This is a genomic window from Streptomyces thermospinosisporus (genome assembly GCF_039526425.1).
Lineage (GTDB): Bacteria > Actinomycetota > Actinomycetes > Streptomycetales > Streptomycetaceae > Streptomyces > Streptomyces thermocarboxydovorans.
The window spans coordinates 1-26,637 of the sequence record NZ_BAAAIZ010000021.1; the positions used below are offsets into that span (position 1 = coordinate 1).

Annotated in this window: 21 protein-coding genes; 9 read left to right on the plus strand and 12 right to left on the minus strand. The window is 73.0% G+C overall.

The window, feature by feature from the left end; genetic code table 11:
• On the plus strand, positions 1–372 hold a 372-nt coding region (locus ABD207_RS08800), incomplete at its 5' end, for a hypothetical protein (RefSeq protein ID WP_344011382.1).
• A 54-nt stretch (positions 373–426) separates the two neighbouring features.
• On the opposite strand, the gene ABD207_RS08805 is transcribed toward ABD207_RS08800, so the two are convergent.
• Complete coding sequence (locus tag ABD207_RS08805) at positions 427–984, minus strand: hypothetical protein (RefSeq protein WP_344011384.1); 558 nt, start codon at positions 982–984, stop codon at positions 427–429.
• Positions 985–987: 3 nt separating this feature from the next.
• Entirely contained in the window at positions 988–2,715 is a 1,728-nt protein-coding gene (gene ctaD, locus ABD207_RS08810) for an aa3-type cytochrome oxidase subunit I (protein ID WP_344011385.1), read from the minus strand.
• Between the two features lie 368 nt (positions 2,716–3,083).
• On the opposite strand from ctaD, the gene ABD207_RS08815 reads away from it, so the two are divergent.
• Positions 3,084–3,764 (plus strand): hypothetical protein, encoded by a 681-nt coding sequence (locus ABD207_RS08815; RefSeq protein WP_344011386.1) that lies wholly within the window; start codon positions 3,084–3,086, stop codon positions 3,762–3,764.
• Here the strand turns inward: ABD207_RS08815 and ABD207_RS08820 are convergent.
• From ABD207_RS08820 to ABD207_RS08830, 3 genes are all read right to left on the minus strand, one after another.
• Positions 3,754–5,601 carry an ABC transporter ATP-binding protein gene (locus ABD207_RS08820; protein WP_344011387.1) on the minus strand — a complete coding sequence of 616 codons (1,848 nt, stop codon included), beginning with the start codon at positions 5,599–5,601 and terminating at the stop codon, positions 3,754–3,756. The genes ABD207_RS08815 and ABD207_RS08820 overlap by 11 nt on opposite strands.
• Before the next feature lie 153 nt (positions 5,602–5,754).
• Positions 5,755–9,321 (minus strand): sodium/proline symporter PutP, encoded by a 3,567-nt coding sequence (gene putP / locus ABD207_RS08825; protein WP_344011388.1) that lies wholly within the window; start codon positions 9,319–9,321, stop codon positions 5,755–5,757.
• 682 nt (positions 9,322–10,003) lie between these two features.
• Positions 10,004–11,902, minus strand: coding sequence for an NAD-binding protein (locus ABD207_RS08830; RefSeq protein WP_344011526.1), 1,899 nt, complete (start codon positions 11,900–11,902; stop codon positions 10,004–10,006).
• A gap of 425 nt (positions 11,903–12,327) precedes the next feature.
• On the opposite strand from ABD207_RS08830, the gene ABD207_RS08835 reads away from it, so the two are divergent.
• Positions 12,328–12,792: a hypothetical protein gene (locus ABD207_RS08835; protein WP_344011390.1), complete on the plus strand. Its 465-nt coding sequence runs from the start codon at positions 12,328–12,330 to the stop codon at positions 12,790–12,792.
• An 81-nt stretch (positions 12,793–12,873) separates the two neighbouring features.
• Here ABD207_RS08835 and ABD207_RS08840 read toward each other — a convergent pair whose 3' ends face one another.
• Positions 12,874–13,968, minus strand: a complete 1,095-nt coding sequence (locus tag ABD207_RS08840) for an SPFH domain-containing protein (protein ID WP_344011392.1) — start codon at positions 13,966–13,968, stop codon at positions 12,874–12,876.
• Positions 13,969–13,997: 29 nt separating this feature from the next.
• Complete coding sequence (locus ABD207_RS08845; protein ID WP_344011394.1) at positions 13,998–14,435, minus strand: NfeD family protein; 438 nt, start codon at positions 14,433–14,435, stop codon at positions 13,998–14,000.
• Between the two features lie 371 nt (positions 14,436–14,806).
• Between ABD207_RS08845 and dhaK the strand changes: the two genes are divergently transcribed.
• Genes dhaK through dhaM form a run of 3 tightly spaced genes read left to right on the plus strand, consistent with a single transcriptional unit; the run spans position 14,807 to position 16,878 of the window.
• Positions 14,807–15,799 (plus strand): dihydroxyacetone kinase subunit DhaK, encoded by a 993-nt coding sequence (gene dhaK / locus ABD207_RS08850; RefSeq protein WP_344011396.1) that lies wholly within the window; start codon positions 14,807–14,809, stop codon positions 15,797–15,799.
• Between the two features lie 55 nt (positions 15,800–15,854).
• The gene (dhaL, locus tag ABD207_RS08855; RefSeq protein WP_344011398.1) at positions 15,855–16,475 is read left to right on the plus strand and encodes a dihydroxyacetone kinase subunit DhaL; all 621 of its coding nucleotides are present in this window, start codon (positions 15,855–15,857) and stop codon (positions 16,473–16,475) included.
• On the plus strand, positions 16,468–16,878 hold the full coding sequence (gene dhaM, locus ABD207_RS08860; RefSeq protein WP_344011400.1) for a dihydroxyacetone kinase phosphoryl donor subunit DhaM: 411 nt from the start codon (positions 16,468–16,470) through the stop codon (positions 16,876–16,878). Before dhaL ends, dhaM begins: the two co-directional genes overlap by 8 nt.
• Positions 16,879–16,992: 114 nt before the next feature.
• Here dhaM and ABD207_RS08865 read toward each other — a convergent pair whose 3' ends face one another.
• The gene (locus ABD207_RS08865) at positions 16,993–17,700 is read right to left on the minus strand and encodes a glycoside hydrolase family 75 protein (RefSeq protein ID WP_344011403.1); all 708 of its coding nucleotides are present in this window, start codon (positions 17,698–17,700) and stop codon (positions 16,993–16,995) included.
• 375 nt (positions 17,701–18,075) lie between these two features.
• Between ABD207_RS08865 and ABD207_RS08870 the strand changes: the two genes are divergently transcribed.
• Together ABD207_RS08870 and ABD207_RS08875 are read left to right on the plus strand one after the other, a co-directional pair.
• Complete coding sequence (locus tag ABD207_RS08870; RefSeq protein WP_344011405.1) at positions 18,076–19,077, plus strand: fibronectin type III domain-containing protein; 1,002 nt, start codon at positions 18,076–18,078, stop codon at positions 19,075–19,077.
• A gap of 209 nt (positions 19,078–19,286) precedes the next feature.
• The gene (locus ABD207_RS08875; protein ID WP_344011407.1) at positions 19,287–19,817 is read left to right on the plus strand and encodes a hypothetical protein; all 531 of its coding nucleotides are present in this window, start codon (positions 19,287–19,289) and stop codon (positions 19,815–19,817) included.
• Between the two features lie 51 nt (positions 19,818–19,868).
• On the opposite strand, the gene ABD207_RS08880 is transcribed toward ABD207_RS08875, so the two are convergent.
• The 3 genes from ABD207_RS08880 to ABD207_RS08890 form a co-directional block, all read right to left on the minus strand.
• Positions 19,869–20,474 carry a PadR family transcriptional regulator gene (locus ABD207_RS08880; protein WP_344011409.1) on the minus strand — a complete coding sequence of 202 codons (606 nt, stop codon included), beginning with the start codon at positions 20,472–20,474 and terminating at the stop codon, positions 19,869–19,871.
• Between the two features lie 84 nt (positions 20,475–20,558).
• A complete protein-coding gene (locus tag ABD207_RS08885) occupies positions 20,559–22,574 on the minus strand; it encodes an oxidoreductase (RefSeq protein ID WP_344011410.1) in 2,016 nt (671 codons plus the stop codon).
• Positions 22,575–22,699: 125 nt separating this feature from the next.
• A complete protein-coding gene (locus ABD207_RS08890) occupies positions 22,700–23,074 on the minus strand; it encodes a hypothetical protein (RefSeq protein ID WP_344011411.1) in 375 nt (124 codons plus the stop codon).
• Between the two features lie 287 nt (positions 23,075–23,361).
• Here ABD207_RS08890 and ABD207_RS08895 point away from each other — a divergent pair, with 287 nt between their 5' ends.
• Positions 23,362–25,440 (plus strand): SpoIIE family protein phosphatase, encoded by a 2,079-nt coding sequence (locus ABD207_RS08895; protein WP_344011412.1) that lies wholly within the window; start codon positions 23,362–23,364, stop codon positions 25,438–25,440.
• An 84-nt stretch (positions 25,441–25,524) separates the two neighbouring features.
• Here ABD207_RS08895 and ABD207_RS08900 read toward each other — a convergent pair whose 3' ends face one another.
• Entirely contained in the window at positions 25,525–26,322 is a 798-nt protein-coding gene (locus tag ABD207_RS08900; RefSeq protein ID WP_344011413.1) for a putative protein N(5)-glutamine methyltransferase, read from the minus strand.
• Positions 26,323–26,637: the final 315 nt, after the last annotated feature.

Below are 26,637 nucleotides of genomic sequence, written 5' to 3' on the forward strand. Positions count from 1 at the left end.
CCGAACCCCGTGCACACCAGCCCACCTGACGTGCAGTTTTCACGATGCACACTGCTCACTGAACACATAGCCGCCGTGGGCCGGTTGTGGCGGGAGCATAGGCGCGCGGCCTTCCCCGCCGGCCTGCGCGGTGCCGAACCGGGGGGCGTCGACCTGGTGATGCTCGACGCCGACATCGCCGGATGTGTCTCCACCTGGCAGACCAACGGTGGCGCTCTCGATGCCGAGCGCCACCGGATCCTGCGTGAGTGCATCGCGGACCTGGAGCGGGTCCTGCCGGGGCTCGACGACTCGGAAGGGTTCCGCTACTTCGGGCGCCTGGGCCGGCTGGCCCGGCTCGTGGCGGAGGGCGGGCCGAGGCCCGTCGATTGAGGGCTCTGCTACTCGTCGGAGGGCGGTCCGCTGGCCGCCGAGTGAGCCGGTCCGCTACTGCGGGCGGCGCGTGCGGCCGGCTGCACCACGGCCGGCCGTACGCGTGTGCGCGATCGCGAGGGTGAGGAACAGGCCCACGACCGCGGCGGAAACGGCGGCGGCCGCCAGCCAGTCCATGCCGTACCCGGGCCCGGCCGCCACCCTGAGGATCGCGGTGGCCGACCCGGCGGCCAGTCCGGCGCCGAGGAGGACGGCGACGACGGTCCGGGAGGGACGCGCGGCGCCGGGCCGGGGCACCTGCCGGCTCAGCTCTGCCCAGTGGCGGGCGGCCTCGCGCATCTCGCGTCGCCGCTGCACGGCTGCACGCACCCGGAGGGCGGCCGTGAGGGCGGCGCCGGCCGCGGCGGACGGTATCCACCACGCCTCGGCCACCAGCAGCAGCACGGCGACGATCCCGGCCGTGCTCCAGCCGCTGAGGCAGGCGGCCGCGGCGGTGCGGCGGGAGACCGGGCGGTCGGCTCTCGCGCGCAGGTCGGCGAGGGCCGGCACGTACCAGACACAGCCGGAGGCGGTCACCGCCGCGAGTCCCAGGGCGACGACGGCTTGGGACATGGCCTACCTCGCCGCCTCGAGCTGTGCGATCTCGGGGTGGTGCAGGTCGAAGGCCGGGGATTCGGAGCGGATGCGGGGCAGGCTGGTGAAGTTGTGCCGCGGCGGCGGGCAGGAGGTCGCCCACTCCAGGGAGCGGCCGTAGCCCCACGGGTCGTCCACGCCGACCGGCTTGCCGTACCTGGCCGTCTTCCAGACGTTGTAGAAGAACGGCAGCAGCGACATGCCGAGCAGGAACGAGCCGATGGACGAGAGAGTGTTGAGGGCGGTGAAGCCGTCGGCGGCGAGGTAGTCGGCGTACCGGCGGGGCATGCCCTCGGCGCCGAGCCAGTGCTGGACCAGGAAGGTGAGGTGGAAGCCCGCCGTGAGTGTCCAGAAGGTGATCCTGCCGAGGCGCTCGTCGAGCATCTTGCCGGTGAACTTGGGCCACCAGAAGTGGAATCCGGCGAACATCGCGTACACGACGGTGCCGAAGAGCGTGTAGTGGAAGTGCGCCACCACGAAGTAGGTGTCGGAGACGTGGAAGTCGAGCGGCGGGGAGGCCAGGATGACGCCGGTGAGGCCGCCGAAGGTGAAGGTGATGAGGAAGCCGGTCGCCCACAGCATCGGCGTCTCGAAGGAGAGGCTGCCCTTCCACATGGTGCCGATCCAGTTGAAGAACTTCACACCGGTCGGGACCGCGATCAGGAAGGTCATGAAGGAGAAGAACGGCAGCAGCACGCCACCGGTGACGTACATGTGGTGGGCCCACACCGTCACGGACAGGCCCGCGATCGCGATGGTCGCGCCGATCAGACCCATGTAGCCGAACATCGGCTTGCGGGAGAAGACCGGGACGACCTCGCTGATGATGCCGAAGAACGGCAGGGCCAGGATGTAGACCTCGGGGTGGCCGAAGAACCAGAAGAGGTGCTGCCACAGCAGCGCTCCCCCGTTGGCCGAGTCGAAGATGTGCGAGCCGAACCTGCGGTCCGCCTCCAGCGCGAACAGCGCGGCGGCCAGCACCGGGAACACCATGAGGACCAGCAGCGCGGTCAGCAGCACGTTCCAGGTGAAGATCGGCATGCGGAACATCGTCATGCCCGGGGCGCGCATGCAGATGATCGTGGTGATGAAGTTGACCGCGCCGGCGATCGATCCGAAGCCGGAGAGCGCCACGCCCATGATCCACAGGTCGGCGCCGGCGCCGGGCGAGTAGACGGAGTTGGACAGCGGGGCGTAGAGGAACCAGCCGAAGTCGGCGGCCCCGCCCGGCGTGAGGAAGCCCGCCGCCGCGATCAGCGAGCCGAACAGGAACAGCCAGAAGGCGAGCATGTTCAGCCGGGGGAAGGCCACGTCGGGCGCCCCGATCTGCAGCGGCATCAGCCAGTTGGCGAAGCCGGTGAACAACGGCATGGCGAACAGCAGCAGCATGACCGAGCCGTGCATGGTGAAGGCCTGGTTGAACTGCTCGTTCGACATGATCTGCGTGCCCGGGCGGGCCAGTTCGGCACGCATCATCAGCGCCATCACGCCGCCGATGATGAAGAAGACGAACGCCGAGACCAGGTACATCGTCCCGATCTTCTTGTGGTCGGTGGTGGTCAGCCAGTCCACCCACGACGGCCTGGTCGCCGTGTGCTCCGTCCGGAGGGCCGGCTCCCCGGCCTCCGGGTCCACCGCCTTCGTCCGCGGGGTACCCACCTGTTGTATCCGTGCCTCGTCCACCGGACGGCGTCCTCCCTGTGTGCTCATGTCGCTGAGAGCCGGGAAGAGCCGTGAACGCGGGAGACCCGGACGGGGGCCTTCCCGGCCCGCCACATGATCGGCGCAGGGGTACCCGGTCCCGATAGGGTCGAACGGTCCCTGTCCGGGCCCGGTGGGCAGGACCAACGGCCCCTTTTCGCGCGGCGGGCCGCTCCGGCGTCGGTCCTGAAGGCGGCGGGCGTCGGCCGCTTAAGAACATTGACGGTCCCCTTACCGGGCGCTGACACAGCGCTGACGTTGCGCTGAACGTCGTCCTCCTAGGCTGGTGCGCGACAGCGGCCGGCCGTCCACGGTGCGTTCCCCACTCGGTCGGTGCACCGGACAGGCCCGTTTCCCCGGCCGTGAGGAAGGATGCTGTGACGACCGATCTCGATGCCCGTTCCTCGAGCTCTCCCCTCCCCGGACCGGCCGGCACCGCACCGCTCGGCTCCGCGGTCACCGGTGGCGAGGCGTTCGACGACACGGACCCCACAGAGCTCCTGGCCCCGCTGCCCGGGGACTTCGTGGACTCCCCGGTCCCCGATCATCCCGGCGACCAACCCGCCGGGGCGGCGCGCACCGGGCTCTGGGACCGGCTGGGCGACCGCTGGGCCACCGCCGCCACGGCGGCCGCGGCGGGATGCGTGCTCCTCGGGGTCCTGCTGGGCATGGCGAAGCTCACCGACGGCTTCCCCGTCGTCGGTGAGGAGACGCAGCAGGCGGGCGAGGGCGCCTCGTCCACCGCCCCTCCGGCTCAGGGGCCAGAGCAGGAGACGCCCGCCCCGCCCGGCTCGCCGCCGGCTGCCGCCGCGCCCTCCCCGTCGGCCGAGCCGACGCCGTCCGAGTCGGGCGGCGCCCCGCCGGAGCCGTCCAAGACCGGCGGCGCCCTGCCGGAGCAGAGCGCCGGGTACGCCGACGACGACCCCTATGACGACGACGAGGAGGAGGACGACGGCGACGGCAGGGACCGCGATGAGGTGGACGACGACAAGCACTGGAGGTCGGGCGTCGCTCCTGCCGCTCCCTGCCCGCCGGTACCCGGTTGCCTCACACGGTGAGATCGGGCTCCCGGTCGACGACGTCCTCCGGCTCCGGGTCGGCGTTCTCGCCGAGGAAGCCGCCGGACTGGTGCTGCCACAGCCGGGCGTAGGTGCCGTGCGCGGCGAGGAGTTCCTCGTGGGTGCCCTGTTCGACGACCTTGCCGCGGTCCAGGACCACCAGGCGGTCCATGCCGGCGACGGTGCTCAGCCGGTGGGCGACGACGAGCGCGGTGCGCCCCTCCATCAGCCGCCACAGGGCGTCCTGGACCAGGATCTCGCTCTCCGAGTCCAGCGCGCTGGTCGCCTCGTCGAGCAGCAGGATCGGGGCGTCGCGCAGCACCGCCCGGGCGAGGGCCACGCGCTGGCGCTGGCCGCCGGAGAGCTTCACGCCCCGCTCCCCCACCAGGGTGGCAAATCCGTCGGGGAGCTGTTCGGCGAACTCGGTGACATGGGCGGCGGCCGCCGCCGCGCGGATCTCCTCGTCGGTGGCGCCGGGGCGGGCGAAGGCGATGTTGTCGCGCAGGCTGCGGTGGAACATCGCGGGCTCCTGGGGGACGTAGGCGATCAGTGAGCGCAGGTCGGTCTGGCGGAGCCGGCTGATGTCCTGACCGCCGATCAGGATGCGTCCGCCGTGCAGGTCGGACATGCGCAGCAGGAGCCGGGTGAGGGTGGTCTTGCCGCCGCCGGACCTGCCGACCAGGCCGACCCGGGTGCCGGCGGGCACCTCCAGGTCCAGGCCGCGGAAGATCGGTTCGGCGCCGCGGTGGGCGAAGGTCACGTTCTCGAAGCGGACGCCGGTGTGCTGCGGGGCGAGCGGTTCGGGTTCCGCCGGGTCGAGCACGGTGGGCGGGTCCATCAGCAGTTCCGTGAACTGTGCGGCCTCGGTCATGGAGCTCTCCAGCCGGCGGTAGATCTGGTTGAACTCGAACATGATCTGGGTGGCATTGGAGTAGTAGGTGAAGGCGACCACGATCTGCTCCACGCTCTGCCCGGATCCGCCGAAGGCGATGGCGACCAGCAGCCCGAGCACATTGGTCAGCACGGACATGGGGGCGATCAGGGTGTCGACGCGCAGATTGCCGTAGTCCCAGGAGCGCAGCATCAGGCGCCGGGAGTCCGCGACGCGGCTGCGGTGCTCCTCGGCCTCGCGCCGTTCGGCCGCGAAGGCCCGGATGGTCTCCATGTTGCCGAGGCTGTCGGCGACATGGCCGGAGACGCGGGCGATCGCCGCCTCGCGGTCGTTGACGAGCCGCTGGCGGCGGCGGATCAGCGGGGCCGCGGCCAGCACGGTCAGGGCGATCATCAGCAGCAGGCCTGCGACGAGCAGCGGTTCGTAGCGCCACAGGATCACGGCGCCGAAGCAGAGCGGGACAAGGCTGCCGAAGATCCGGAAGGTGAGGGTGTCGACGAAGTCCTCGAAGCGCCGTCCGTAGCTGAGGATGCGCTTGGTCAGGGAGCCGGCGAAGTTGTCGTGGAAGAACGCCGCGTCCTTGGCGAGGAGTTCATCCATTCCGGTGACGTACAGGTGCTCGATGCCGAGGGCGTCCACGCGGTTGAGGCAGTGCAGCCCGATCCGCCACAGCGTCTCGGCGAGCAGCAGGACGGCGCCGAAGCCCAGGACGTACGGCAGGGCCGAGGCGAGGGTGAGTTCACCGCGGTCGGCGGCCTGGCCGGCCAGCTTGGCGATCAGCAGGGGGGCGACGTAGCGCAGGCCGATGTTGCCGGCGGCCGGCAGCAGCAGGGCGGGCAGGGCCCAGCGTCGCAGGCGGAGAAGTTCGCGTCCGTAGCGGCGCAGCGCCAGGACGACCGCGCCCTTGTGCGGCGGCGCGGGTGTTTGCGTGTCTGAAGTTCCCATCACACTCCCGGTGGTCGGAAACCGGAAGTGTCCCGTCGGAGGATACCCACAGTCCAGGCATTTACCGTGGACCACCGATATCAGGACATCCCAGGTGTGCGATTCGTCAACTGCCGTGCCACGTACGGACGTTCGGCGAGTCCGCCCTGCGGGCTACGCCTCCGGCGTCAGGCTCTGCTCCGCCCAGATGACCTTGCCGGTCGAGGTGTAGCGGGTGCCCCAGCGGCGGGAGAGCTGGGCCACGATGAGCAGGCCGCGCCCGCCCTCGTCGGTGGTGCGTGCGTGCCGCAGCCGGGGTGAGGTGCTGCTGGCGTCGGAGACCTCGACGATCAGGCTGCGGTCGCGGATCAGGCGCAGCGATCCCGGCATGGCCGCGTGCCGGATGGCGTTGGTGACCAGTTCGCTGACGATGAGTTCCGTGGTGAACGCCAGATGGTCCAGGCCCCAGTCCGCCAGCTGCCGCACGACGGCGTTGCGCGCGTCGGCGACCGCGGCCGGGTCGCCGGGCAGTTCCCAGGAGACGACCTGATCGGGTGTCAGGACGCGGGTGCGGGCGAGCAGCAGCGCGGCGTCGTCGGGCGGCGGCGCGGGCAGCAGTGCGTCGACGACGCCGCGGCCGATCTCCTCCAGGGTGGGGCGGGGCACGGCGAGCGCCTCGCCGAGGCGGGCGATCCCGGCGTCGATGTCGCGGTCGAAGGTCTCCACCAGGCCGTCGGTGTAGAAGGCGATGAGGCTGCCCTCGGCCAGCTCCACCTCGGCGGACTCGAAGGGCAGGTAGCCGAGGCCGAGCGGCGGACCGGCCGGCAGGTCCAGGACCTCGGGGCGTCCGTCGGCGCCGACGACCACCGGTGGCAGGTGCCCGGCCCGCGCCAGGGTGCACCGGCCGCTGACCGGGTCGTACACGGCGTACAGGCAGGTGGCGCCGAGGAAGGCGGTGCCGGTGGCGATCTCCTCGGTGGCCGTCTGCTCCCGGTCGCCGTCGGGGTGCATCAGGCCGATGACCAGGTCGTCGAGGTGGGCGAGGAGTTCGTCCGGGGAGAGGTCGAGGTTGGCCAGGGTGCGGACCGCGGTGCGCAGGCGTCCCATGGTGGCGGCGGCGTTCATGCCGTGCCCGACGACGTCGCCGACCACCAGGGCGACCCGGGCGCCGGACAGCGGGATCACGTCGAACCAGTCGCCGCCGACGCCGCTGGGCGCGTCGGCCGGCTGGTACCAGGAGGCGGCCTGCAGGGCGGAGCCGCCCTGCAGCGCCTGTGGCAGCAGGGCGCGCTGCATGGCGCGGGCGGCGGTGCGCTCCCGGGTGTAGCGGCGGGCGTTGTCGACGCAGAGCGCGGCGCGGGAGACGATCTCCTCGGCGAGCCGTACGTCGTCGTCGTCGAAGGGGCCGAGGCGGGCGTAGCGGGCGAAGGTGGCGACGCCCAGGGTGACGCCGCGGGCCCGCAGCGGGACCACCATCAGCGAGCGGAAGTCGGAGCGCAGGATGGAGGCGCCCAGCGACTCGTCCTCGGTCACCCACGGGCTGGTGGAGCGGTCCAGGGTGCGCTCCACCAGGGTTCTGCTCTCCCGCAGGCACCGGGTCACCGGCGAGGAGGGGGCCCGCCGGACCGCCTCCCCCACCTCCAGGCTCGCCTCGGGGCAGCCCGGGCGCACCGACTGCTGTCCCGCCCGGCGGATGACCGGGGCCAGCCCGACCGGGCCGGGGGCGGGTTCCTCGCCGCGCATCACGGAGTCCAGCAGGTCGACGGCGACGAAGTCGGCGATGCGCGGCACGGCGACCTCGGCCAGTTCCTGGGCGGTCCGGGTGACGTCCAGGGTGCTGCCGATGCGGGCGCCGGCGTCGTTGAGCAGGGCCAGGCGTTCCTGGGCGCGGCGGCGCTCGGTGACGTCGAGGACCATGTACAGGATGCCGACGGTGCGGCCGCGGCGGTCCTTCATCCCGAAGAACGACACCGAGAGCGCCCGCCCGGGGTCGGGGCTGTTCTCGGTGCTGCGGAACTCGTAGTCCATCACCGGTTCGCCGGTGCGCAGGACCGTGCGCATCCGTTCCGCGAAGGGCTCGGCCTCCTCCGGCGGCAGCACCTCGTGCACCGTCCGGCCGAGCCGCTGCTCGCGGGGGATCATGCGGTCCAGCGGCTCGTTCACCCAGACGTAGCGCAGGTCGGGGTCGAGGACGGCCATGCCGACCGGGGCGTGGGTGAGGAACGGGGTGACCATCAGCTGGCCGCCGCCCGGCATCTGCCAGAAGGCACGTTTCGGCGGCCGGCCCACGTACCGGCCGAAAAGCAGGGCGGCGCCGGTGGCCATCAGCACCCCCGGCACCATCTCGTAGATGCCGGACTCCAGCGGCCCGAGCAGCGGGTTGATCCACTTCCAGGTCAGCACCGTGGTGGCACCGGTCACTATTCCGGCGATCGCGCCCGCCCAGGTCATGCGCGGCCAGTAGAGGGACAGCACGACGACCGGCCCGAAGGCGGCGCCGAAGCCGGCCCAGGCGTAGGCGACGATGCTGAGGATCCCGTCGCCGCGCAGCGCGATCGCCAGGGCCACCGCGATCACCGCGACGACGGCGGCGCGCCCGATCCACACCAGCGCGGTGTCGGAGGCGCGCCGGTTGAGGAACGCCCGGTAGAAGTCCTCGGTGAGGGCGACGGACGACACGAGCAGCTGGCTGTCCGCGGTGGAGATGATGGCGGCGAGGACGGCGATCAGCATGATCCCGGCGACCCAGGGGTCGAGCAGGGCATGCGTCAGCGCGATGTAGACGGTCTCGGGGTCGGACAGGGGTGTGCCGAGCTCCCCGATGCCGGCGAGGCCCACGATGGTGGCGCCCACGAGGACGACGATCACCCAGCCGGTGCCGATCCGGCGGGCGGCGGGGACGTCCTGGCTGCTGCGGATGCCCATGAAGCGGGCCAGGATGTGCGGCTGGCCGAAGTAGCCGAGCCCCCAGGCGAGCAGCGACACGATGGCCACGGCGCCGAGACTCCCGCCGGACATCCACTCGCCGCCCTCGTAGATCACCAGGCTGCCGGGCTCGCGCAGGCCCCGGTTCTTGCTGTCCAGGGTGTCGCCCAGGGAGGTGAAGCCGCCCAGGGAGGCGAGGGCGACCGCGGGGACCACGACGAGCGCGAGGAACATCAGCGCGGCCTGCATGACGTGGGTCATGCTCACCGCGAGAAAGCCGCCCAGGCCGGAGTAGACGACGATCAGCAGAGCCGTCAGCGTGGCGCCCGCCTCGAAGGGCAGATCGAAGATCGTCTCGAACAGCAATCCGCCCGCCACCAGGCCGGAGCCGACGTAGACGGTGAAGAAGACCAGCGTGACCGCCGCGGAGACCAGCCGGAGCATCCGGGTGCGGTCCTCGAACCGCTCCTCCAGATACGCCGACAGGCTCACGGCGTCCTCGGCGTGCTCCGTGTATGTGCGCAGCCGTGGCGCGACGATCAGCCAGTTCAGGTAGGTGCCGATGGCCAGTCCGACGGCGATCCACACGTACCCGATGCCGGCCGCGTAGACGGCTCCGGGGAGGGCCAGGAACAGCCAGCCGGACATGTCGCTGGCCCCGGCGGACAGACCGGCGACGAGCGGGCGGAGCTTGCGCCCGCCGAGCGCGAAGTCGGTGAAGCGGCGCGTGCGGGTGTAGGCCCAGACACCTGTGGCGACCAAGGCGACCGCGTACAGGACGAACGTGGTCACGATGGGCGCGCTCAACTCGAACATATGGTCCTCGCCCGCGAGGGTCGCGTTCAGCGTGGCGGCAGCCGGCCGTCCGACAGCGTCACGCCTTGGCGACAAATGTACAGATTGCAGGCGAGTGTTTCGCGTGCTGAGCACATCTGTGCGCTCCTGCGCGCCTGCGGCGCACTACGCCGCGCGACGCGGAGGCGGGCGGTGTGTCGGGGGCCTGCGGCCGACCGGGCGGTGGACGGGCGGGTGCAATGAGAGTGGACGGGCGGGTGCAGTGCGAGCGGGCCAGGGCGGAGCGCTTGGCAGGCGCCAGCGGGCCGCGCGGCGGATGGAGGGGGGCAGTGGTTGCGGGAAGCGGCGAGCGGACGGAGCGGCGACGGCGGGACACGGCGAACGGACCGGCACGGCCACAGCAAGCCGGGGCGGATGGACGGGGGCAGTGGCTGCGGGAAGCGGCAGACGGACAGGGCGGCGACAGCGGGACACAGCGGACCTGGCCCGGACGGCAGCGGTCCCGGGCGGGGTACTCGGGGACAGCGGGCCCCCGGGCTCCCGCGCGCTGGAAGCCCCCGGGGCTCGGAGCCGCGGGGCTCGGGGCCGCCGCGGCGCCCGACCGCGGCAGCGGGCCTGCGCCGTACGTGCGGCAGCGATCGCCCGCGCCATGCATACGGCCGGGCCGTCAAATCAGGAGCCCGAGGGCGGTGAAGCGCGGCGGCTAAGAGCCCGGCGTGGCCGATCGGGTGCGAGGGGCGGTGCCCAGGAGTTCGGCCAGGCCTTGGCGGGTGGCGGCTATCAGGACGCGGTCCCGGGCGTGCAGGACGTAGCCCGGGTGCGGGTTCCAGATGAGGCCGCCGGTGTTGTCGGCGTCGTCGTCGGCCGGGGTGGCGGCGAGGTCGGCGCGGCGTTCGTCGGGGTCGGCCGGGTCGAGGGCCAGGACCCGCCAGGAGCCGGGGCGGAACGTCTCGGCGATGGTGCGTCCTGCCAGTTGCGGGGTGTCCGAGACCTCCAGGGCGGCGAAGACCAGCACGCGCCGCTCGACCGGGATGGCGCCCAGGATGCGGCGGCCCATCATCGCCCCGGCGAAGGCGGGCGCGGCCAGGGTGGAGACGCTGCGGCTGCGGGTGAGCGCCCCGGGGTGGGCGGCGCGCAGGGTGCGGTAGACGGCGGTGGCGAAGGCGTCGTCGTACAGGCGCAGCGACACCCGCAGGCCGGGCTGCACCGAACGGGCGTAGAGCACCGCCTCCAGGTTGGTGGTGTCGCTGCTGGTGACGGCGAGCAGCGCCCGCGCCCGGTGGATCTTGGCCGCCTCCAGGACGCCTTCCTGGGTGACGTCCCCGATGACCGTGGGCACCCGCTCGCGGCGGGCCAGCGGGATGCCGCGGGCCTCCGGGTCCTCCTCGACGCACACGACGGGGATGCCGAGCTCGCACAGCCGGGCGAGGACCCGCGTGCCGATCTTGCCCAGGCCGAGCAGGACGACATGCCCGGACAGCCCGCGCGGCGGACGGCGGAGGGCGGAGGCGGTGCGGAAGGTGCCGAGCCCCTCCAGGACGGCGGCCAGCAGCACCGGCATCAGGAGCAGCCCGGCGACTCCGGTGAGCAGTTGCGGGAGCTGGCGGGCGGTCGGGGCTCCGGTGGCCGGGTCGCCCATGGCGAGGAGGTCGAGCAGGGTGAGGTAGGCGGCGTGCAGTGGGTGGTCGCCGGTGGTCAGCCAGGAGATCACCGCCAGGGTCAGTACGACGAGCAGGAGGCCGGCCAGCGACCAGCGCAGCCGCCGGGAGAAGAACGAGCCGATCGGCAGGCCGCGTCCGCTCAGCCGCCCGGCCGGCGCGGGCCCGTCGTGGGTGACGGCCTCCAGGACCACCGTGCCGCGCCCGTCGGCGGCGGCCACGGTGTCGTCGTCGGGCAGCAGCAGGGGGCCTTCGGCGCCGCTGGCGTCGGAGCCCTCGGACCCGGCCGGGTCGCTGGCGGTGGAGGAGAGCAGGGCGAGGGTGCACAGACCGGGGTCGGCGACCTCGCCGGGCCTCGGCGGGGTGCGTTCCACGGCCCGCAACAGCAGGCCGTCCGCCTGGACGATCTTGCTGGTGCCGGCGACCGCGGTCGCGACCAGCGCGGGCGCCGCGGTGTCGGCGTCCGACAGGACGGTGGTGGAGGTGTCCAGCGCGGCCGGGTCCAGTCCGGGCGAGGCGACCGCCGCGGCCTGGTCCAGCAGATCGGCGAGGTGCTGGCCGAGCTTGCGGTCGTAGAGCCGGATCACCAGCCGCAGCCGGGGGTTGAGGCGGCGGGCGGCCAGGGCGGCACGGATGTTGGTCTCGTCGTCGCTGTGCACCAGGGCGAGCGCGGCGGCCCGCTCCACTCCGGCCCCGGCGAGGGTGTCCTCGTCCAGGTCGGCCGCTTGCATCACGCGGACAGGGGTGGTGCCGGAGCCGGCCGCGCGGTTCATCATGCTCTGCATCCGCGCCAGCAGGGCGGAGGCACGGGCCCGCCCGGCGGTGGGGTGCGTTCGGTCGGCGCCTGGCAGGGAGGGGACGACGACGGTGACCCGCATGCGGTACAGCTCGCGCAGTTCGGCCGCGAGCCGTTCGGCGAGGGCGTCCTCGCCGAACACCACCATGTGACCGGCGTCCGGCTGCTGCCCCTGGTCGGGGAGGAAGAATCCGCGCCTCACCCGTCGGCCCTCCGTCCGTCCGGGGCCGCCTCACGGCTCGTCCCCACGCCGTGTGCCTGTCGGCGCACCTGTGCTCCTTCCACTCCGTGACGTCCGGCCGTCCGCCGCGGTCCGACGGCCATCTCCTCGCCCAGCCTGACGGTTCATCAATCGTCGGGACCGACTGCCGTCCCTCCGCCGCCTCCTGACGTATCGTCAATCGTCCCCGATCGTCGATCACCGGCCCGAACGCTACGTCCTCGACGCCGCGACGAGCCACCACCCACGTGTCGTGTCCGGCATCAAAATCGCGTAAACATTGCCGGAGTCCGGCAATGCACCGTGCGGCGGCGGCAGTTCAGAATGGGTCGCGACGGAACTCCCGCCGAGCGGTGTCCCTGGCCCGCGCCCGGGACGCCTTCGGACCGGTGGCCGCGCTGGCGCAGCTGCGCTCCGAGCTGGCGGGGGCCATCGGCGGCGACCATGCGGACGCCGCCGCCGCGTACCTGGTGGAGGAACTGACCGGCGGCCCGGAGGGTTTCGTGGTCAGCGCCGGCGGCCTGACGCTGCTGGAGAAGTTCCGCCGCACGGTGGGCGGGCCGGCCTACGAGGAGAACCTGGCCGTCCTCGACGACCTCGCCGTGCGCCGTCAGCTCGTGGAGGCGTGGCTGACGACCTGGGCGGCGTCCACCGGCACGGACGCCGGCGCGGGCGACCTGGCCGAGGCGGTGGCCGTGGAGCTGTGCCCCGGACTGCCGCGGTACACCTCCGAGGCGCAGGCGGCGCGCTGGGCCGAGGTGAAGTCCGCGTACGGCGGCAACCGCGACGGCACCCGGGAGGCCGGGCGGGTGGCGTGAGCGGACCCCGGTCGGGGGTGAACGACCGCTACGGTGCCGATGCCGGCACAGCCGCCCGCTGCGGACCCCGCCCGGGAGGGCTCAGCCGCCCGGTGCCGCACGTCGGGGCGACTCTGCGGCCTGGGCCTCCGCCTTGGCGTCGTTCACGGCCGCCGCGGCCTGCTTCACGGCCTCGTCGGCGGCCGCGGCGGTCTCCGCCGGCATCGGGGCGTGCCTCGCCTCGAGCGCCGGTGTGCCGCCGTCGTCGGCCGCGCCCTCGGCCTCGGTCTGCTCCTCGCGCTGGGCGGAGCGGGCGGCCCCGTCGGCCGGCTGCTCGCCGAAGGCGCGGGTGACGGTGCGCACCGCCTCGGTCAGCTCGCCGGGGATCACCCAGAAGGTGTTGTTGTCGCTGCTCGCCAGGTGCGGGAGCGTCTCGAGGTACTTGTAGGCGAGGACCTTGGGGTCGGCGTTGTTGCGGTGGACGGCCTGGAAGACGAGCTCCACCGCCTTGGCCTCGCCGTCCGCGCGGAGGATCATGGCCTGCTGCGCTCCCTGGGCCTCCAGGATGTCCTTCTGCTTGGTGCCCTCCGCGGTGAGGATCTTGGCCTGCCGCTCGCCCTCGGCGTGCAGGATGGCCGCGCGCTTGTCGCGTTCGGCCCGCATCTGCTTCTCCATGGCCTCCTTGATGGTGGCGGGCGGGTCGATGGCCTTGATCTCCACCCGGTTGACCCGGATGCCCCACTTGCCGGTGGCGTCGTCGAGCACGGCACGCAGCCGGGAGTTGATCTCCTCGCGGGAGGTGAGGGTCTCCTCCAGGTCCATGCTGCCGATGACGTTGCGCAGGGTGGTCACGGTGAGCTGGTCGATCGCCTGGAGGTAGTCGGCGACCTCGTAGGCCGCCGCCCTCGGGTCGGTGATCTGGTAGTAGAGCACGGTGTCGATGTTCACCACGAGGTTGTCCTCGGTGATCACCGGCCGCGGGTCGGACGAGTAGACCTGCTCGCGCACGTCCAGCCGGGTGTTGATGCGGTCCGCCACCGGCACCACGAAGTTCAGGCCGGGTTGCAGCGTGCGGCGGTAACGGCCGAACCGCTCGATGTTGTAGCGGCGCGCCTGCGGCACGATCCGCACCGTGGAGGCCACGAGGAACACGACCACGAGGGCCGCCACGAGAAGAAGGATGACAAGCGGGTCCACAGTGCCTCCGTTGCTGTGTGTTCAGCCGTTCACGGGAGGAGTTCGCGGGGATAGACGACGGCGGTGGCGCCGTCGATCTCCATGACGTCCACGAGCGCGCCCACCGGGATCACCAGGCTCTCGTCGAATGCGCGGGCCGACCACTCCTCGCCGGCGACCTTGATCAGTCCGCGGGTCGCGGTGACCTCCTGCACGACCTCGGCGCGCCGGCCGATCAGCGCGTCGCTGCCCTCGCGGAAGACGGGCTGCTGCCGCATCTGCCGCAGGGCGACCGGGCGGACGACGAGCAGGCCGGCCGCGGCTGCCGCGATGAAGGCCAGAAGCTGCCCCAGAAGGCCGACACCCACACCGGCGACCACGGCCGCCACCAGCGCGGCGCCCGCCAGCAGCCCGAAGACCAGCGTGAGGGTGAAGAACTCCGCGGCACCCAGTGCCGCGGCGGCGAGCAGCCAGAAGATCCACGGCATGGAATCGCCCTCCTTAAGGGGCCTTCCTCACCCAAGCTACCTCCCGGACAGCACGGCAGACAGATGACGGAAGCACATGGAGGCCGGCCGTCCGCCGGGCCGGGCCGGAGACCGCACGCGCCGGGACGGTGGTCCTGGCCGTACAAGACTGCGGCCCTCGTCCCTGGAATGCCGCAGCCCCGTTCCCGGAATGCCGCGGCCCCGTTCCCGGAGTGCCGCCGCGGCAGACCGTGCCGACTGCGTGACCTCGGCCGCCGCAGGGCAGATACTGCCGTCAGTGTCAGTCGCCGTCGTGCGGGAACCGGCCCCGTGTGCTCCGGTCCCCGCGAAGGCGGGTTCAGGGCTCGCCCGGTCGATCACAGGAGGTACCCATGAGGATGCTCATCAACGTCCCGGAGACCGTGGTGGCGGACGCGCTGCGCGGGATGGCGGCGGCCCATCCGGAGCTGACGGTGGATGTGGAGAACCGGGTGGTGGTGCGGCGGGACGCGCCGGTGGCCGGGAAGGTGGCGCTGGTGTCCGGCGGGGGCTCCGGGCACGAGCCGCTGCACGGCGGGTTCGTCGGTCCGGGGATGCTGTCGGCGGCCTGTCCGGGTGAGGTGTTCACCTCCCCCGTGCCCGACCAGATGGTGCGGGCGGCGGCGGCCGTGGACAGCGGAGCCGGGGTGCTGTTCATCGTGAAGAACTACACCGGTGACGTGCTGAACTTCGACATGGCCGCGGAACTCGCCGAGGACGAGGGCATCCGGGTGGCCAAGGTGCTGGTCAACGACGACGTGGCGGTGACCGACAGCCTCTACACCGCGGGCCGGCGCGGCACGGGCGCCACGCTGTTCGTGGAGAAGATCGCCGGCGCCGCCGCGGAGGAGGGCGCGCCGCTGGAGCGGGTGGAGGCGCTCGCCCGGCAGGTGAACGAGAAGTCCCGCAGCTTCGGCGTGGCGCTGAGCGCCTGCACCACTCCCGCCAAGGGCACCCCCACCTTCGAGCTGCCGCCCGGCGAGCTGGAGCTGGGCATCGGCATCCACGGCGAGCCCGGCCGGGAACGGCGGCCGATGATGACCTCGGGCGAGATCGCCGAGGTGGCCGTGCAGGCGATCCTGGACGACATCACCCCGCGCAATCCGGTGCTGGTCCTGGTCAACGGCATGGGTGCGACGCCGCTGCTGGAGCTGTACGGCTTCAACGCGGAGGTGCAGCGCGTGCTCTCCGAGCGGGGCGTCCCGGTGGCCCGAATCCTGGTCGGCAACTACGTCACGTCTCTGGACATGGCGGGCGCCTCGGTCACGCTGTGCGAGGTCGACGAGGAGCTGCTGCGGCTGTGGGACGCGCCGGTGAGTACGCCGGGGCTGCGCTGGGGCATGTGAACAGGGTCCGGAGCACCGGACCGGATCACCGTCAACGACCACGCAAGGAGTACCCGTGCTCGACGCCGACTTCTTCCGCCGCTGGATGCTGGCGGCCGCCGCGTCCGTGGACCGCGAGGCGGAACGGCTCACCGCGCTCGACTCACCCATCGGCGACGCCGACCACGGCACCAACCTCCAGCGCGGGTTCGCCGCCATCCGCGAGGCGCTGGAGAAGGAGCCGCCCGCCACGCCGGGTGCGGTGCTGACCCAGTCCGGGCGGCTGCTGATCTCGAAGGTGGGCGGCGCCTCGGGCCCGCTGTACGGGACGCTGCTGCGCCGCACCGGCAAGGCGCTCGGGGACGCCGCCGAGGTGAGCGAGGAGCAGCTGGCCGACGCGCTGCGCGCCGCGGTGGACGCGGTGCGGCAGCTGGGCGGTGCGGCGCCGGGTGACAAGACCATGGTGGACGCGCTGGTGCCCGCGGTGGACGCGCTGGGTGACTCCTTCGCGGCGGCGCGCCGGGCCGCCGAGGAGGGTGCCGTCGCCACCACGCCGCTGCAGGCGCGCAAGGGCCGGGCGAGCTATCTGGGGGAACGCAGCATCGGGCACCAGGATCCAGGGGCCACCTCGTCGGCGCTGCTGATCGCCGCCCTGGCCGAGACCGCGGAGGCCGGTGGTGAGTCCGGTGGTGAGTGACGACAAGCTCGTGGGGATCGTGCTGGTGTCGCACAGCCCCGAGGTCGCCGCGTCGGTGGCGGAGCTGGCCAAGGGCCTCGCGGGCGCCGGCGCGGCCGTGCCCGTGGCACCGGCGGGCGGCACCGAGTCCGGTGAACTCGGCACCAGCGCCGAGCTGATCGGCGCCGTGGCCGCCTCCGTCGACCGGGGAGCGGGGGTGGCCGTGCTGACCGACCTGGGCAGCGCGGTGCTCACCGTGAAGACCCTGCTCGCCGAGGGCGACGAACTGCCCGAGAACACCCGCCTGGTGGACGCCCCCTTCGTGGAGGGCGCGGTGGCGGCGGTGGTGACGGCGGCGACCGGAGCCGACCTCGAGGCGGTGGCGGCCGCGGCCCAGGAGGCGTACGCCTACCGGAAGGTGTGAGCCGGGCCGGCCGAAGGACGGGCGGCTCCTCCGTCCTTGACGACAGCTCACCTTCTTCGCTGACGGCAGCTCACTTCGTCCTTGACGACAGCTCACTTCTTCGCTGACGGCAGCTCAGTCGCCGCTGACGAAGGCCTGAGCGAGCCGCTCGCCCGTTGCCTCCGCCGCGGCGCGGTCCTCGATGGGGCTCACCCGGCTGTTCTTGAAGACGATGTAGGTGACCCCGCCGGTCACCCCGCCGCGCTGGGGGTGCGGGTCGATGCCGAGGCCCTTCGCCGTCGCGTAGGACGCCTCGCCGATGATGCCGGTCGGCCCGGTGTCGCCGACGACCGCGTACTGCACCCGGTCGCCGTGGATCACGGCCGCCACGGAGCCGCCGCGGACGCCGTGGGCGCGGTAGTCCCACAAGGAACTGGGCGCGGGCACCACGATGAACGGCAGCTGCTCCGAGCTGAGCGGGCGTCCGTCGGACTGGGCGAAGGCGGTGGAGGCCGAGAAGTACGGGTCGGTGCGGGTGTTGCAGTAGGTGCCCGGGCGCCCGTCGCAGTCGATGTCCATGTCGGCCTTCCAGAAGACCGCCTCGTCGGTTCCGCACACGGGGACGGTGGCCGCCTTGCCCTGGTCGGTGCGGTAGAGGCCCGTGCTGATCCGGGTGCAGTCGCGCACCTCGGCGAGCAGCTCGGAGGCGGTCACGCCGTCCGCCGCGGCTGCGGCCGCGGTGCGGGACTCGGATGCGGTGGCGGGGCTGCTGTGCAGGGCCGCGGGGGCGAGCAGGGCGGCGGCACCGGCCAGGGCCAGGGTGATCGTCGGGACAGAGGACACGTGGGATGCCTCTCACTGGGGGACAGGACGGCACAATCAGGGCCAATCTCATCCCGAAGCGGCGGCGTGGCCACCGCAACACGGCCGGACGAAGCACGCGGAGCGCAGCGCGGCCGGCGGCCGGGGGCCCGAGTCGGTACCGGCTCCGGCCGCCCGGCCACCCCGTCGGCGCGGGATCTGCGACGACAGCGGTGTCCGCGCCGCGGGCATGAACTCCCCGGTGCCCGGGAGCAGTTCAGCCGTGACCCCGTCAGCATACGGAATGCCGCCGCGGGCGCCCATGACCCACCTCTTGATGTGACCGCATCACGCACGCCATATTGGTCCGGACCATTGCCGGACCGTTTTCCGTGTGCTGTCCCGGGAGGCTGAATCGTGCGAGGAGTCCCCCGTACCGTCCTCCGGCTCCGCCGGCTCGCACCGTGCGGGGTGCTGCTGCTGGTCGCCTCCTGCGGCTGGCGCGGGCCGGGGAGTGCGGACGACGGCCGTGCGCCGGGTGCGCCGACGGGGGTCACCGCCCAGGCCGGCAGCGCCACCAGCGTGCATGTGATGTGGAACGCGGTCGCCGGGTCCGGGGCCGAGGTGAGCCGGTACGAGGTGTACCGGGGCCGTACCAAGGCCGAGGAGGTGCCCGGCTCCGAGCACATGGTGGACGTCACCAGGCTCCGTCCGTCCACCACCTATGTCTTCACCGTGCGGGCGCGGGACGCCGAGGGGCGGCTGGGCCCGCGCAGCCGTGCGGTCCGGGCGACGACACCCCCGGCCACGAAGGCCGACCGCTCGGCGCCCACCCGGCCCGGGCGGCTGCGCGGGCGGGCGGCCGGCGCCAGGGCCGTCCAGCTGTCCTGGTCCGTGGCGGAGGACGACCGGGGCGTGGTCTCGTACGAGATCCACCAGGGCGGGACGAAGGTGCACAGCGTGGGCGGCGGTCAGGCGGCCGCCGTCGTCACGGGGCTGCGGCCCGGCACGCGGTACGCGTTCACCGTGCGGGCCCGGGACGCCGCCGACAACCTCTCCCCCGCGAGTCCCGCGGTCCGCATCACCACACCGGGGCGCGACGACGGCGCCTCCGCCGCACCCACCCGGTTCCGCGCCGGGACCCACCGCGCGGACGACGGGGCGTACTACATCGACCTGAGCTGGGTGCCGCCACGGGTGGACGGGGTGATCACCGAGTACGAGATCCAGCTGGACGGCCGCACCGCGACCTCGCTCGTCTTCGGCGGTGACGCACCGCGCGACCGGGCGAAGCACAGCTTCTACGCCGGCCGGGAGCCGGGCACGAGTCACCGGGTGCGGATCCGGGCGATGCTGCCCGACGGCACCTGGGGCGGCTTCTCCGCCGAGCGCACGGTGCGCACCGGCTCGCCCCGCTGACCTTCCGTCATCGTCCTTCCGTCGCCGGCCTTCCGTCGCCGGCCTTCGGCCATCGGCCGGAGGGCGGACTTCGTCACCTGCCCGGCGGCAGCCGGAGTGCGTCGGTCGCGGGCTGCGCATTGGCTGGCCCCGTGGCAGCACGGGCGTTTCCCCGATCCTCGGCGGCGCAAGGGATGTACCGCCAGCCGTGCCGCCGGAAGGCAGTCGACATGCGCTTTGCGAAGCCTCTGATCCGCACCGGTCCGACCGCGGCAGCCGCCGCCGCGCTGGCTCTCTCCCTCGCCCCGCCCGCCGCGGCAGCGGGCATCTCGGTCAGCACCTCCGGATCGACCGTGTCGGTCACCACGACCGCGTGCACCCAGATCAACGGCAGCTGGGGCACCGCCTCGCTGCTCACCGGCAGCCAGGCCACCTTCTCGCAGGGCCGTCAAGTGGCCCTCTCGGGCACCTCGGCGGGCCAGTCCGCGGCCTGGTCGAACGTCAGCCCGGGCACCTACACGGTCATCGTCATGTGCTCCAACGGCAATACGGCGGGCACCCAGTCGGTGGTCGTCTCCTCCGCGCCCACCTCCTCCCCCAGCCCGACCGCCTCACCGTCGCGTGGGGTGATGGGCGGCGTGGGCGGCAGCTCGACCGACTACGGCACGGTGACGCTGGTGGCCGGCGGCGCGCTGCTCGGCACCGGCATCGTCGGAGCTGCCTGGTACCTGCGCCGGCGCACCCGGCCGCACCGCCTGTGACCCGGCGCCGGCCGCCCTGCTCCGATGCGCTCCGGTGGGCGGCCGGCGCCGTCATTCCCCTTGCGCGGGCCGGGAGTCGGAGGGCGGGGCACCGGCAGAACCTGCGTCGGCGGACTCCGCTCCGGGCAGCTGCTCGAACTCGGCGAGTGCGTGGTCGAGCCACCGGGTCCAGAAGGTCTCCAGGTCGATGCCGGCCCGGAGCACCAGGTGCCGCAGCCGGTCCTCCGGGGCGCTGCGCTCCGGCGGGAAGTCCCGCCGCTCGATCTCCTGGTACTCGGCCAACTGCCGTGCGTGCAGCTCGCGGTGCCGGCGCAGGTCGGCCTCGAGGCCGTCGGTGCCGACCACGGCCGCCGCGCGCAGCCGGAGCAGCAGCGGGTCCCGGTGCGGCTTCGGGTCCTGGGGCGCGGCGGTCCAGCGGGCCAGCTCGGCGCGGCCGGCCGGCAGCACCTCGTAGGACTTCTTCTGCCCGCGGGCCGGCTGTTCGGCGGGCAGCGCCCTGATCAGCCCGTCGGCCTCCAGTTTCCCCAGCTCACGATAGATCTGCTGATGCGTCGCCGACCAGAAGTAGCCGATCGACCGGTCGAACCGGCGGGTCAGCTCCAGCCCCGACGACGGCTTCTCGAGCAGGGCGGTGAGGATCGCGTGCGGGAGTGACATGGGCTCATCCTAGGTACGGGCCGGGGTGGCGCCCCGGCCCGTACCTTCCCCTCCGCGGCCCGCCAGGCCGTGGCCTTGCCGCCCCTACAGCGCCGCCGCCAGTTCGGTGCCCTGCTTGATGGCACGCTTGGCGTCCAGTTCGGCGGCGACGTCGGCGCCGCCGATCAGATGGACCGGCCGTCCGGCGGCGGCCAGCTGCTCGTACAGGTCCCGGCGCGGCTCCTGGCCGGTGCACAGCACGATGGTGTCGACCTCCAGGACGGTGCTCTCGCCGTCGATGGTCAGGTGCAGGCCGGCGTCGTCGATCCGGTCGTAGCGCACGCCCGGGACCATGGTCACCCCGCGGTGCTTGAGCTCGGTGCGGTGGATCCAGCCGGTGGTCTTGCCGAGGCCTGCGCCGACCTTGGTGGTCTTGCGCTGGAGCAGGTGCACGGTGCGCGGCGGCCTGGGCCGCTTCGGCTCGGCGAGCCCGCCGGGGCCGCGGTAGTCGAGGTCGACGCCCCAGTGGCGGAAGTAGGTCTCGGGGTTCTCGTGGGCCTTGTCGCCGGAGTCGGTGAGGAACTCGGCGACGTCGAAGCCGATGCCGCCCGCGCCGAGGATCGCCACGCGCTCGCCCACCGGGGCGTTGTCGCGCAGCACGTCGAGGTAGCCGAGCACGCTCGGGTGGTCGACGCCGGGGATGTCGGGGATGCGCGGGGTGACGCCGGTGGCGACGACGATCTCGTCGAAGCCGTCGACGTCGGCGGGCGTGACGCGGGTGTCGAGGCGTACGTCGACGGCGAGTTCGGCGAGCCGGGTGCGGAAGTAGCGCAGGGTCTCGTCGAACTCCTGCTTGCCGGGGACCTTGCGGGCGATGTTGAGCTGCCCGCCGATCTCGCTCGCGGCGTCGAACAGGGTGATGTCGTGGCCGCGTTCGGCGGCGCTCACCGCGCAGGCCAGTCCGGCAGGGCCGGCGCCGACGACCGCGATGCGCTTGCGGCGGCGGGTCGGCGTGAGCACCAGCTCGGTCTCGTGGCAGGCGCGCGGATTGACCAGGCAGGAGGTGATCTGCCCGCTGAAGGTGTGGTCGAGGCAGGCCTGGTTGCAGCCGATGCAGGTGTTGATCGCCTCGGGGCGTCCCTCGGCGGCCTTGGCGACGAAGTCGGGGTCGGCCAGCATCGGGCGGGCCATCGACACCATGTCCGCGCAGCCCTCGGCGAGCAACTGCTCGGCCAGCTCGGGGGTGTTGATGCGGTTGGTGGTGACGAGCGGGACCGAGACCTCGCCCATGAGCCGCTTGGTGACCCAGGTGTAGGCGCCGCGCGGCACCGAGGTGGCGATGGTGGGGATGCGGGCCTCGTGCCAGCCGATGCCGGTGTTGATGATGGTCGCCCCGGCGGCCTCGACGGCCTTGGCGAGGGTGATCACCTCGTCGAGGGTGGAGCCGCCGGGCACCAGGTCGAGCATGGACAGCCGGTAGACGACGATGAAGTCCTCGCCGACCGCCTCGCGCACCCGGCGGACGATCTCCACGGGAAAGCGCATCCTGTTCTCGTAGGAGCCGCCCCAGCGGTCGGTGCGGTGGTTGGTCTGCCGGGCGATGAACTCGTTGATCAGATAGCCCTCGGAGCCCATGATCTCCACGCCGTCGTAGCCGGCCTCGCGGGCCAGGCGGGCGGTGCGGGCGTAGTCGTCGATGGTGCGCTCGATCTCGGCGTCGGTGAGCTCGCGCGGCACGAAGGGGCTGATGGGCGCCTGCAGAGGGCTCGGGGCGACCAGGTCCTGGTGGTAGGCGTACCGGCCGAAGTGCAGGATCTGCAGGGCGATGCGCCCGCCCTCGCGGTGGACGGCGGCGGTGACGACCCGGTGCTGCTCGGCCTCCTCCCCGGTGGTGAGCTTGGCGCCGCCCTCGTAGGGCCGGCCCTCGTCGTTGGGGGCGATGCCGCCGGTGATGATCAGTCCCACCCCGCCGCGGGCCCGGGCGGCGTAGAACTCGGCCATGCGGGAGAAGCCGCCCTCGGCCTCCTCCAGACCCACGTGCATCGAGCCCATGAGGACACGGTTGGGCAGGGTGGTGAAGCCCAGGTCGAGGGGCGACAGCAGGTGCGGGTAACGGGTCATCGGGCCCTCCGTGCGCGGGTGTGGTGCCTCCTGTTGTAGAGGACACCCGCCGCTTTATGCAACGAGTTGCATAAAGCGTGACGGAGGGCACAGGGGCCTGCGGCAAGGTGCCGGGCGGCGGCCCGTCAGCGGTGGCTCTCGAGGACCAGGTGCAGCTCCTCCTCCTGGTCACCGGAGACCATGCTCAGGTCGTGCACGGTGAACAGGGAGTCCAGGGTCATGCGGAACCGGTCGATCGCCCAGTAGCCGCCGTGCACATCGGCCTCCACCGTGGACGACAGCCGGGCGGGCTGCGCGCCGCCCTCCCGGGCGTCGGCCACGTCGAAGGTGCCGAGCCACACCGTGGGGCGGGTCTCGTGGAACTCCTCGGGTACGTCGTCCTCGCACCGGTCGGACGAGAAGCAGGCGCAGAGCGTGTCGAACACGATCCGGGCGTCGTACTTGCTGCATCCGCTGATCTCGACCGAGACCGTCTCGGGGTGCGGTCGCTCGCTGGTCATCGTGATCGCTCCTCTCCTGCCCCCGCGGCGCTGCCCCGCCCTTCACCCAGCAAAGCACCACGGGCCACGGGGCACTACCCATGCGCGGGGGTCCTTCCGCGGCACGGGCGGGCATGGCACGGTGCGGGTACCGAATCGGGGGCCCTTTTCGGGCACGCCCGCCGCGAAGTTGGGAGAAGGTGGAAGGAGACAGCAGGAGCGGCGGAAAATCGCCCCCGCGCACGGTAGAACAGGGGAGGCGGCACCGTGACGGCGGGCCGTGAGGATCGGCGAAGGCGGGGCGTGGGATGAGTGCAGCCGGGTCACCCCGGGTCGAGGGCGACGGGCCTGCGCGCGGGCCGGTGCGCCCCAGCGGGCTGCTCGATGTACTGGGTGTGGCCTCGGTGGTCCTGGACGCCGAGGGGCGGGTGGTGCTGTGGAGCCCGCAGGCCGAGGAGCTGTTCGGATACAGCGCCCAGGAGGCGCTCGGCCAGTACGCCGCCCGGATCATGGTGCACGAGGAGCACCTGAACCTCGTCATCGAGCTCTTCGCCGACGTGATGCGCACCGGCCGCAGCTGGGCCGGCGCGTTCCCCATACGGCGCAAGGACGGCTCCACCCGGCTGGTCGAGTTCCGCAACATGCGGCTGCTGGACGACCGGGGCGACGTCTACGCGCTCGGCCTCGCGGTGGACCAGTCGACCGTGCGCCGGCTGGAGCGGGACGTGGCGCTGTCCACCCGGATCGTCGCCCAGTCCCCCATCGGCCTCGCCGTGCTGGACACCAAGCTGCGGTACGTCTCGGTGAACCCGGCCCTTGAGCAGATCAACGGGGTCCCGGCGGACGATCACCTCGGCCGCACCGTGCGCGAGGTGCTGCCGCTGGTGGACGCGGACACCATCGAGTCGGCCGCCCGCCAGGTCCTGGACACCGGCAAGCCGGTGGTGGACCAGTCGACGATCGGCCGCACCCCCGCCGACCCGGACGAGGACCACGCCTGGTCGGTGTCGCTGTACCGGCTGGAGAACGCGCTCGGGACCGTGCTGGGCGTGGCCGTGTCGGTGGTCGACATCACCGAGCAGTACCGGGCGGGCATCGAGGCCGAGGCCGCCCGGCGCCGCCTGGCGCTGATCGCCGACGCCACCACCCGCATCGGCACCACGCTCGACCTGGACCGTACGGCCAGGGAGCTCGCCGATGTGGCGGTGCCCGAGCTGGCCGACGTGGCGGCGGTGGATCTGCTGGACGCGGTGGTGCGCGGCCGGCGCAGCACCCTGGGCCCCGCGGAGTCCGCGGCGATCCGGGCGCTCGCGGTCCAGGGTGATGACGCCCCGGAGGCGCTGCGGGCGGCCGACCCGCCGGGGCAGGTGGCCCGCTACGGTCCGGACCGCCTGGTCACCCAGTGCGTCCGCACCGCACGCCCGGTGATGGTGCCGCAGGTCAAGGACGAGGATCTGCCCCGGATCGCCCGCTCGCCGGAGGCGGCCGAGCTGCTGGCGCGGGCCGGGGTGCACTCCTATCTGGCCGTTCCGCTGATCGCACGGGGCGAGGTGCTGGGCGCCCTCGACCTCAAACGCACCCGCAATCCGCTGCCGTTCGACGAGGACGATCTGCTGCTGGCCCGGGAGCTGGCGTCACGGGCCGCGGTGCAGATCGACAACGCCCGCTGGTACCAGAACGCCCGGGACGCCGCGCTCACCCTCCAGCGCAGTCTGCTGCCCAGCCACCCGCCGGTCACCGGCGGCCTGGAGGTGGCCTCCCGCTATCAGCCGGCCGGCGCCACCAGCGAGGTGGGCGGCGACTGGTTCGACGTCATCCAGCTCGACGACGGCAAGACGGCCCTGGTGGTCGGGGACGTCATGGGCAGCGGCATCACGGCGGCGGCCACCATGGGCCGGCTGCGCACCGCGACCAACACCCTGGCCTCCCTCGATCTGGACCCGGCGGTGCTCCTGGAGCATCTGGACCGGATCACCGGCGGCCTCGACCAGGCCATCGCCACCTGCCTGTACGTGGTGCACGACCCCCGCGAGGGACGCTGCCTGATCGCCAACGCCGGGCACCTGCCGCCGGTGCGGGTCCGGGCCGGGCAGGAACCGGAGCTGCTGGAGCTGCCGACCGGCGTGCCGCTGGGCGTGGGCGGCGTCGGCTTCTCCACCACCGCCGTGGAGCTGGGGCCGGGCGACCGGCTGGTGCTGTACACCGACGGACTCGTGGAGACCCGGCACCACCCGCTCGACGAACGCCTGGACCGCCTCCTCTCTCTGCTGGACTGCCCCGGCCGCCCGCTGGAGGAGGTCTGCGACCTGCTGCTGCGCACACTGCACGAGCCCGACAACTTCGACGACGTGGCCCTGCTGATCGCCCACGCGCGGAGGGAGGACTGACGGGGGCCTCCGCAACCGGTGGCACTCCGGCCGTGCGCGGCTGGAAGGCGGTCACGGCCGCAGGGACGGTCACTGGAGGATCAGTCACGGCCGGACGCCGATCACCACATGGGCGTGGTGCTCCTCCGAGACGGCGAGGCGGGCCCGCAGGCCCGCGTCGGTGAACGCGGCGACCGCGGCGGGAGCCTGGTGACGTCCGGTCTCCGCCAGGAGGCAGCCCCCCGGAGCGAGCCAGTCGGGCGCCCCCGCGGCCACCCGGCGGAGCACGTCGAGCCCGTCGGATCCGCCGTCGAGGGCGGTCAGGGGCTCGTGGTCGCGGGCCTCGGCGGGCAGCAGGGCGATCTCGCCGCTGGGGACGTACGGGACGTTCGCCGCGAGGATGTCGACCCGGCCGCGCAGGGCGGCGGGCAGGGCGTCGAAGAGGTCGCCCCGGTGCACCCGCCCGCCGAACCCGGCGACATTGCGGCGGGCGCAGCGCACGGCGGCCGGGTCGATGTCGGCGGCGTGCAGTTCGGCCTCGCCCTTGCCGAGTCCTCGGGCGAGGGCCGCGCCCACGGCACCCGAGCCGCAGCACAGGTCGACGACCACCCGCGCCCGCGGCGCCTGAGCGAGCGCCTGGTCCACCAGGAACTCGGTGCGGCGGCGGGGCACGAACACGCCCGGCGCCAGCGCGATGCGCAGGCCATGGAACTCGGCCCAGCCGACGACGAGTTCGAGCGGCAGACCGGAGACCCGGCGCTCCACCATCGCGGCGACCTCCTGCGGGGCGGAGGCGGCGGTGAGGATCAGATCGGCCTCGTCCTCCGCGAAGACACAGCCGGCGGCGCGCAGCGCGGCCACGACGGAGTCACGCGGGGCGGGTGAGGGTGCGGATGACGGCATGGGCGGCGGATGCCTTTCGGGAGCGAGCCAGGGGCGCTCCGCGCGGTCACCGGTGTCCGGTGGTCCGCGTGGCTTCGGTGAGGGAGCACCCGAGCCGGTACGGCAGTACAGCGGTGATGGGGCTCACCTCCTCGTATCCCGTGGCCGGGCCCGTCCGCGGCCGGACGGCCACCCTACTAGAGCGTCTCGCACGGGGTCGAGCATGATCGTTGTGCGGGCACCGGCGGTCACCCCGTACGGTTGACCGCGGAACATTTCCCGCCCGCGCGGACTTCATACCAGTCGTAGTCCTCAGTAGTCCTCAGCAGTCGTCGT

What these genes read in the sequence shown, in the direction of transcription:
- ctaD (WP_344011385.1), bottom strand. Translation starts at nt 2,715, where the DNA reads ATGAGCACACAGGGAGGACGCCGTCCGGTGGACGAGGCACGGATACAA.
- ABD207_RS08805 (WP_344011384.1), bottom strand. Translation starts at nt 984, where the DNA reads ATGTCCCAAGCCGTCGTCGCCCTGGGACTCGCGGCGGTGACCGCCTCC.
- ABD207_RS08890 (WP_344011411.1), bottom strand. Translation starts at nt 23,074, where the DNA reads ATGACCAGCGAGCGACCGCACCCCGAGACGGTCTCGGTCGAGATCAGC.
- ABD207_RS08875 (WP_344011407.1), top strand. Translation starts at nt 19,287, where the DNA reads ATGCGCTTTGCGAAGCCTCTGATCCGCACCGGTCCGACCGCGGCAGCC.
- ABD207_RS08885 (WP_344011410.1), bottom strand. Translation starts at nt 22,574, where the DNA reads ATGACCCGTTACCCGCACCTGCTGTCGCCCCTCGACCTGGGCTTCACC.
- ABD207_RS08900 (WP_344011413.1), bottom strand. Translation starts at nt 26,322, where the DNA reads ATGCCGTCATCCGCACCCTCACCCGCCCCGCGTGACTCCGTCGTGGCC.
- ABD207_RS08880 (WP_344011409.1), bottom strand. Translation starts at nt 20,474, where the DNA reads ATGTCACTCCCGCACGCGATCCTCACCGCCCTGCTCGAGAAGCCGTCG.
- dhaK (WP_344011396.1), top strand. Translation starts at nt 14,807, where the DNA reads ATGAGGATGCTCATCAACGTCCCGGAGACCGTGGTGGCGGACGCGCTG.
- ABD207_RS08845 (WP_344011394.1), bottom strand. Translation starts at nt 14,435, where the DNA reads ATGCCGTGGATCTTCTGGCTGCTCGCCGCCGCGGCACTGGGTGCCGCG.
- ABD207_RS08895 (WP_344011412.1), top strand. Translation starts at nt 23,362, where the DNA reads ATGAGTGCAGCCGGGTCACCCCGGGTCGAGGGCGACGGGCCTGCGCGC.
- putP (WP_344011388.1), bottom strand. Translation starts at nt 9,321, where the DNA reads ATGTTCGAGTTGAGCGCGCCCATCGTGACCACGTTCGTCCTGTACGCG.
- ABD207_RS08820 (WP_344011387.1), bottom strand. Translation starts at nt 5,601, where the DNA reads ATGGGAACTTCAGACACGCAAACACCCGCGCCGCCGCACAAGGGCGCG.
- ABD207_RS08830 (WP_344011526.1), bottom strand. Translation starts at nt 11,902, where the DNA reads ATGGTGGTGTTCGGCGAGGACGCCCTCGCCGAACGGCTCGCGGCCGAA.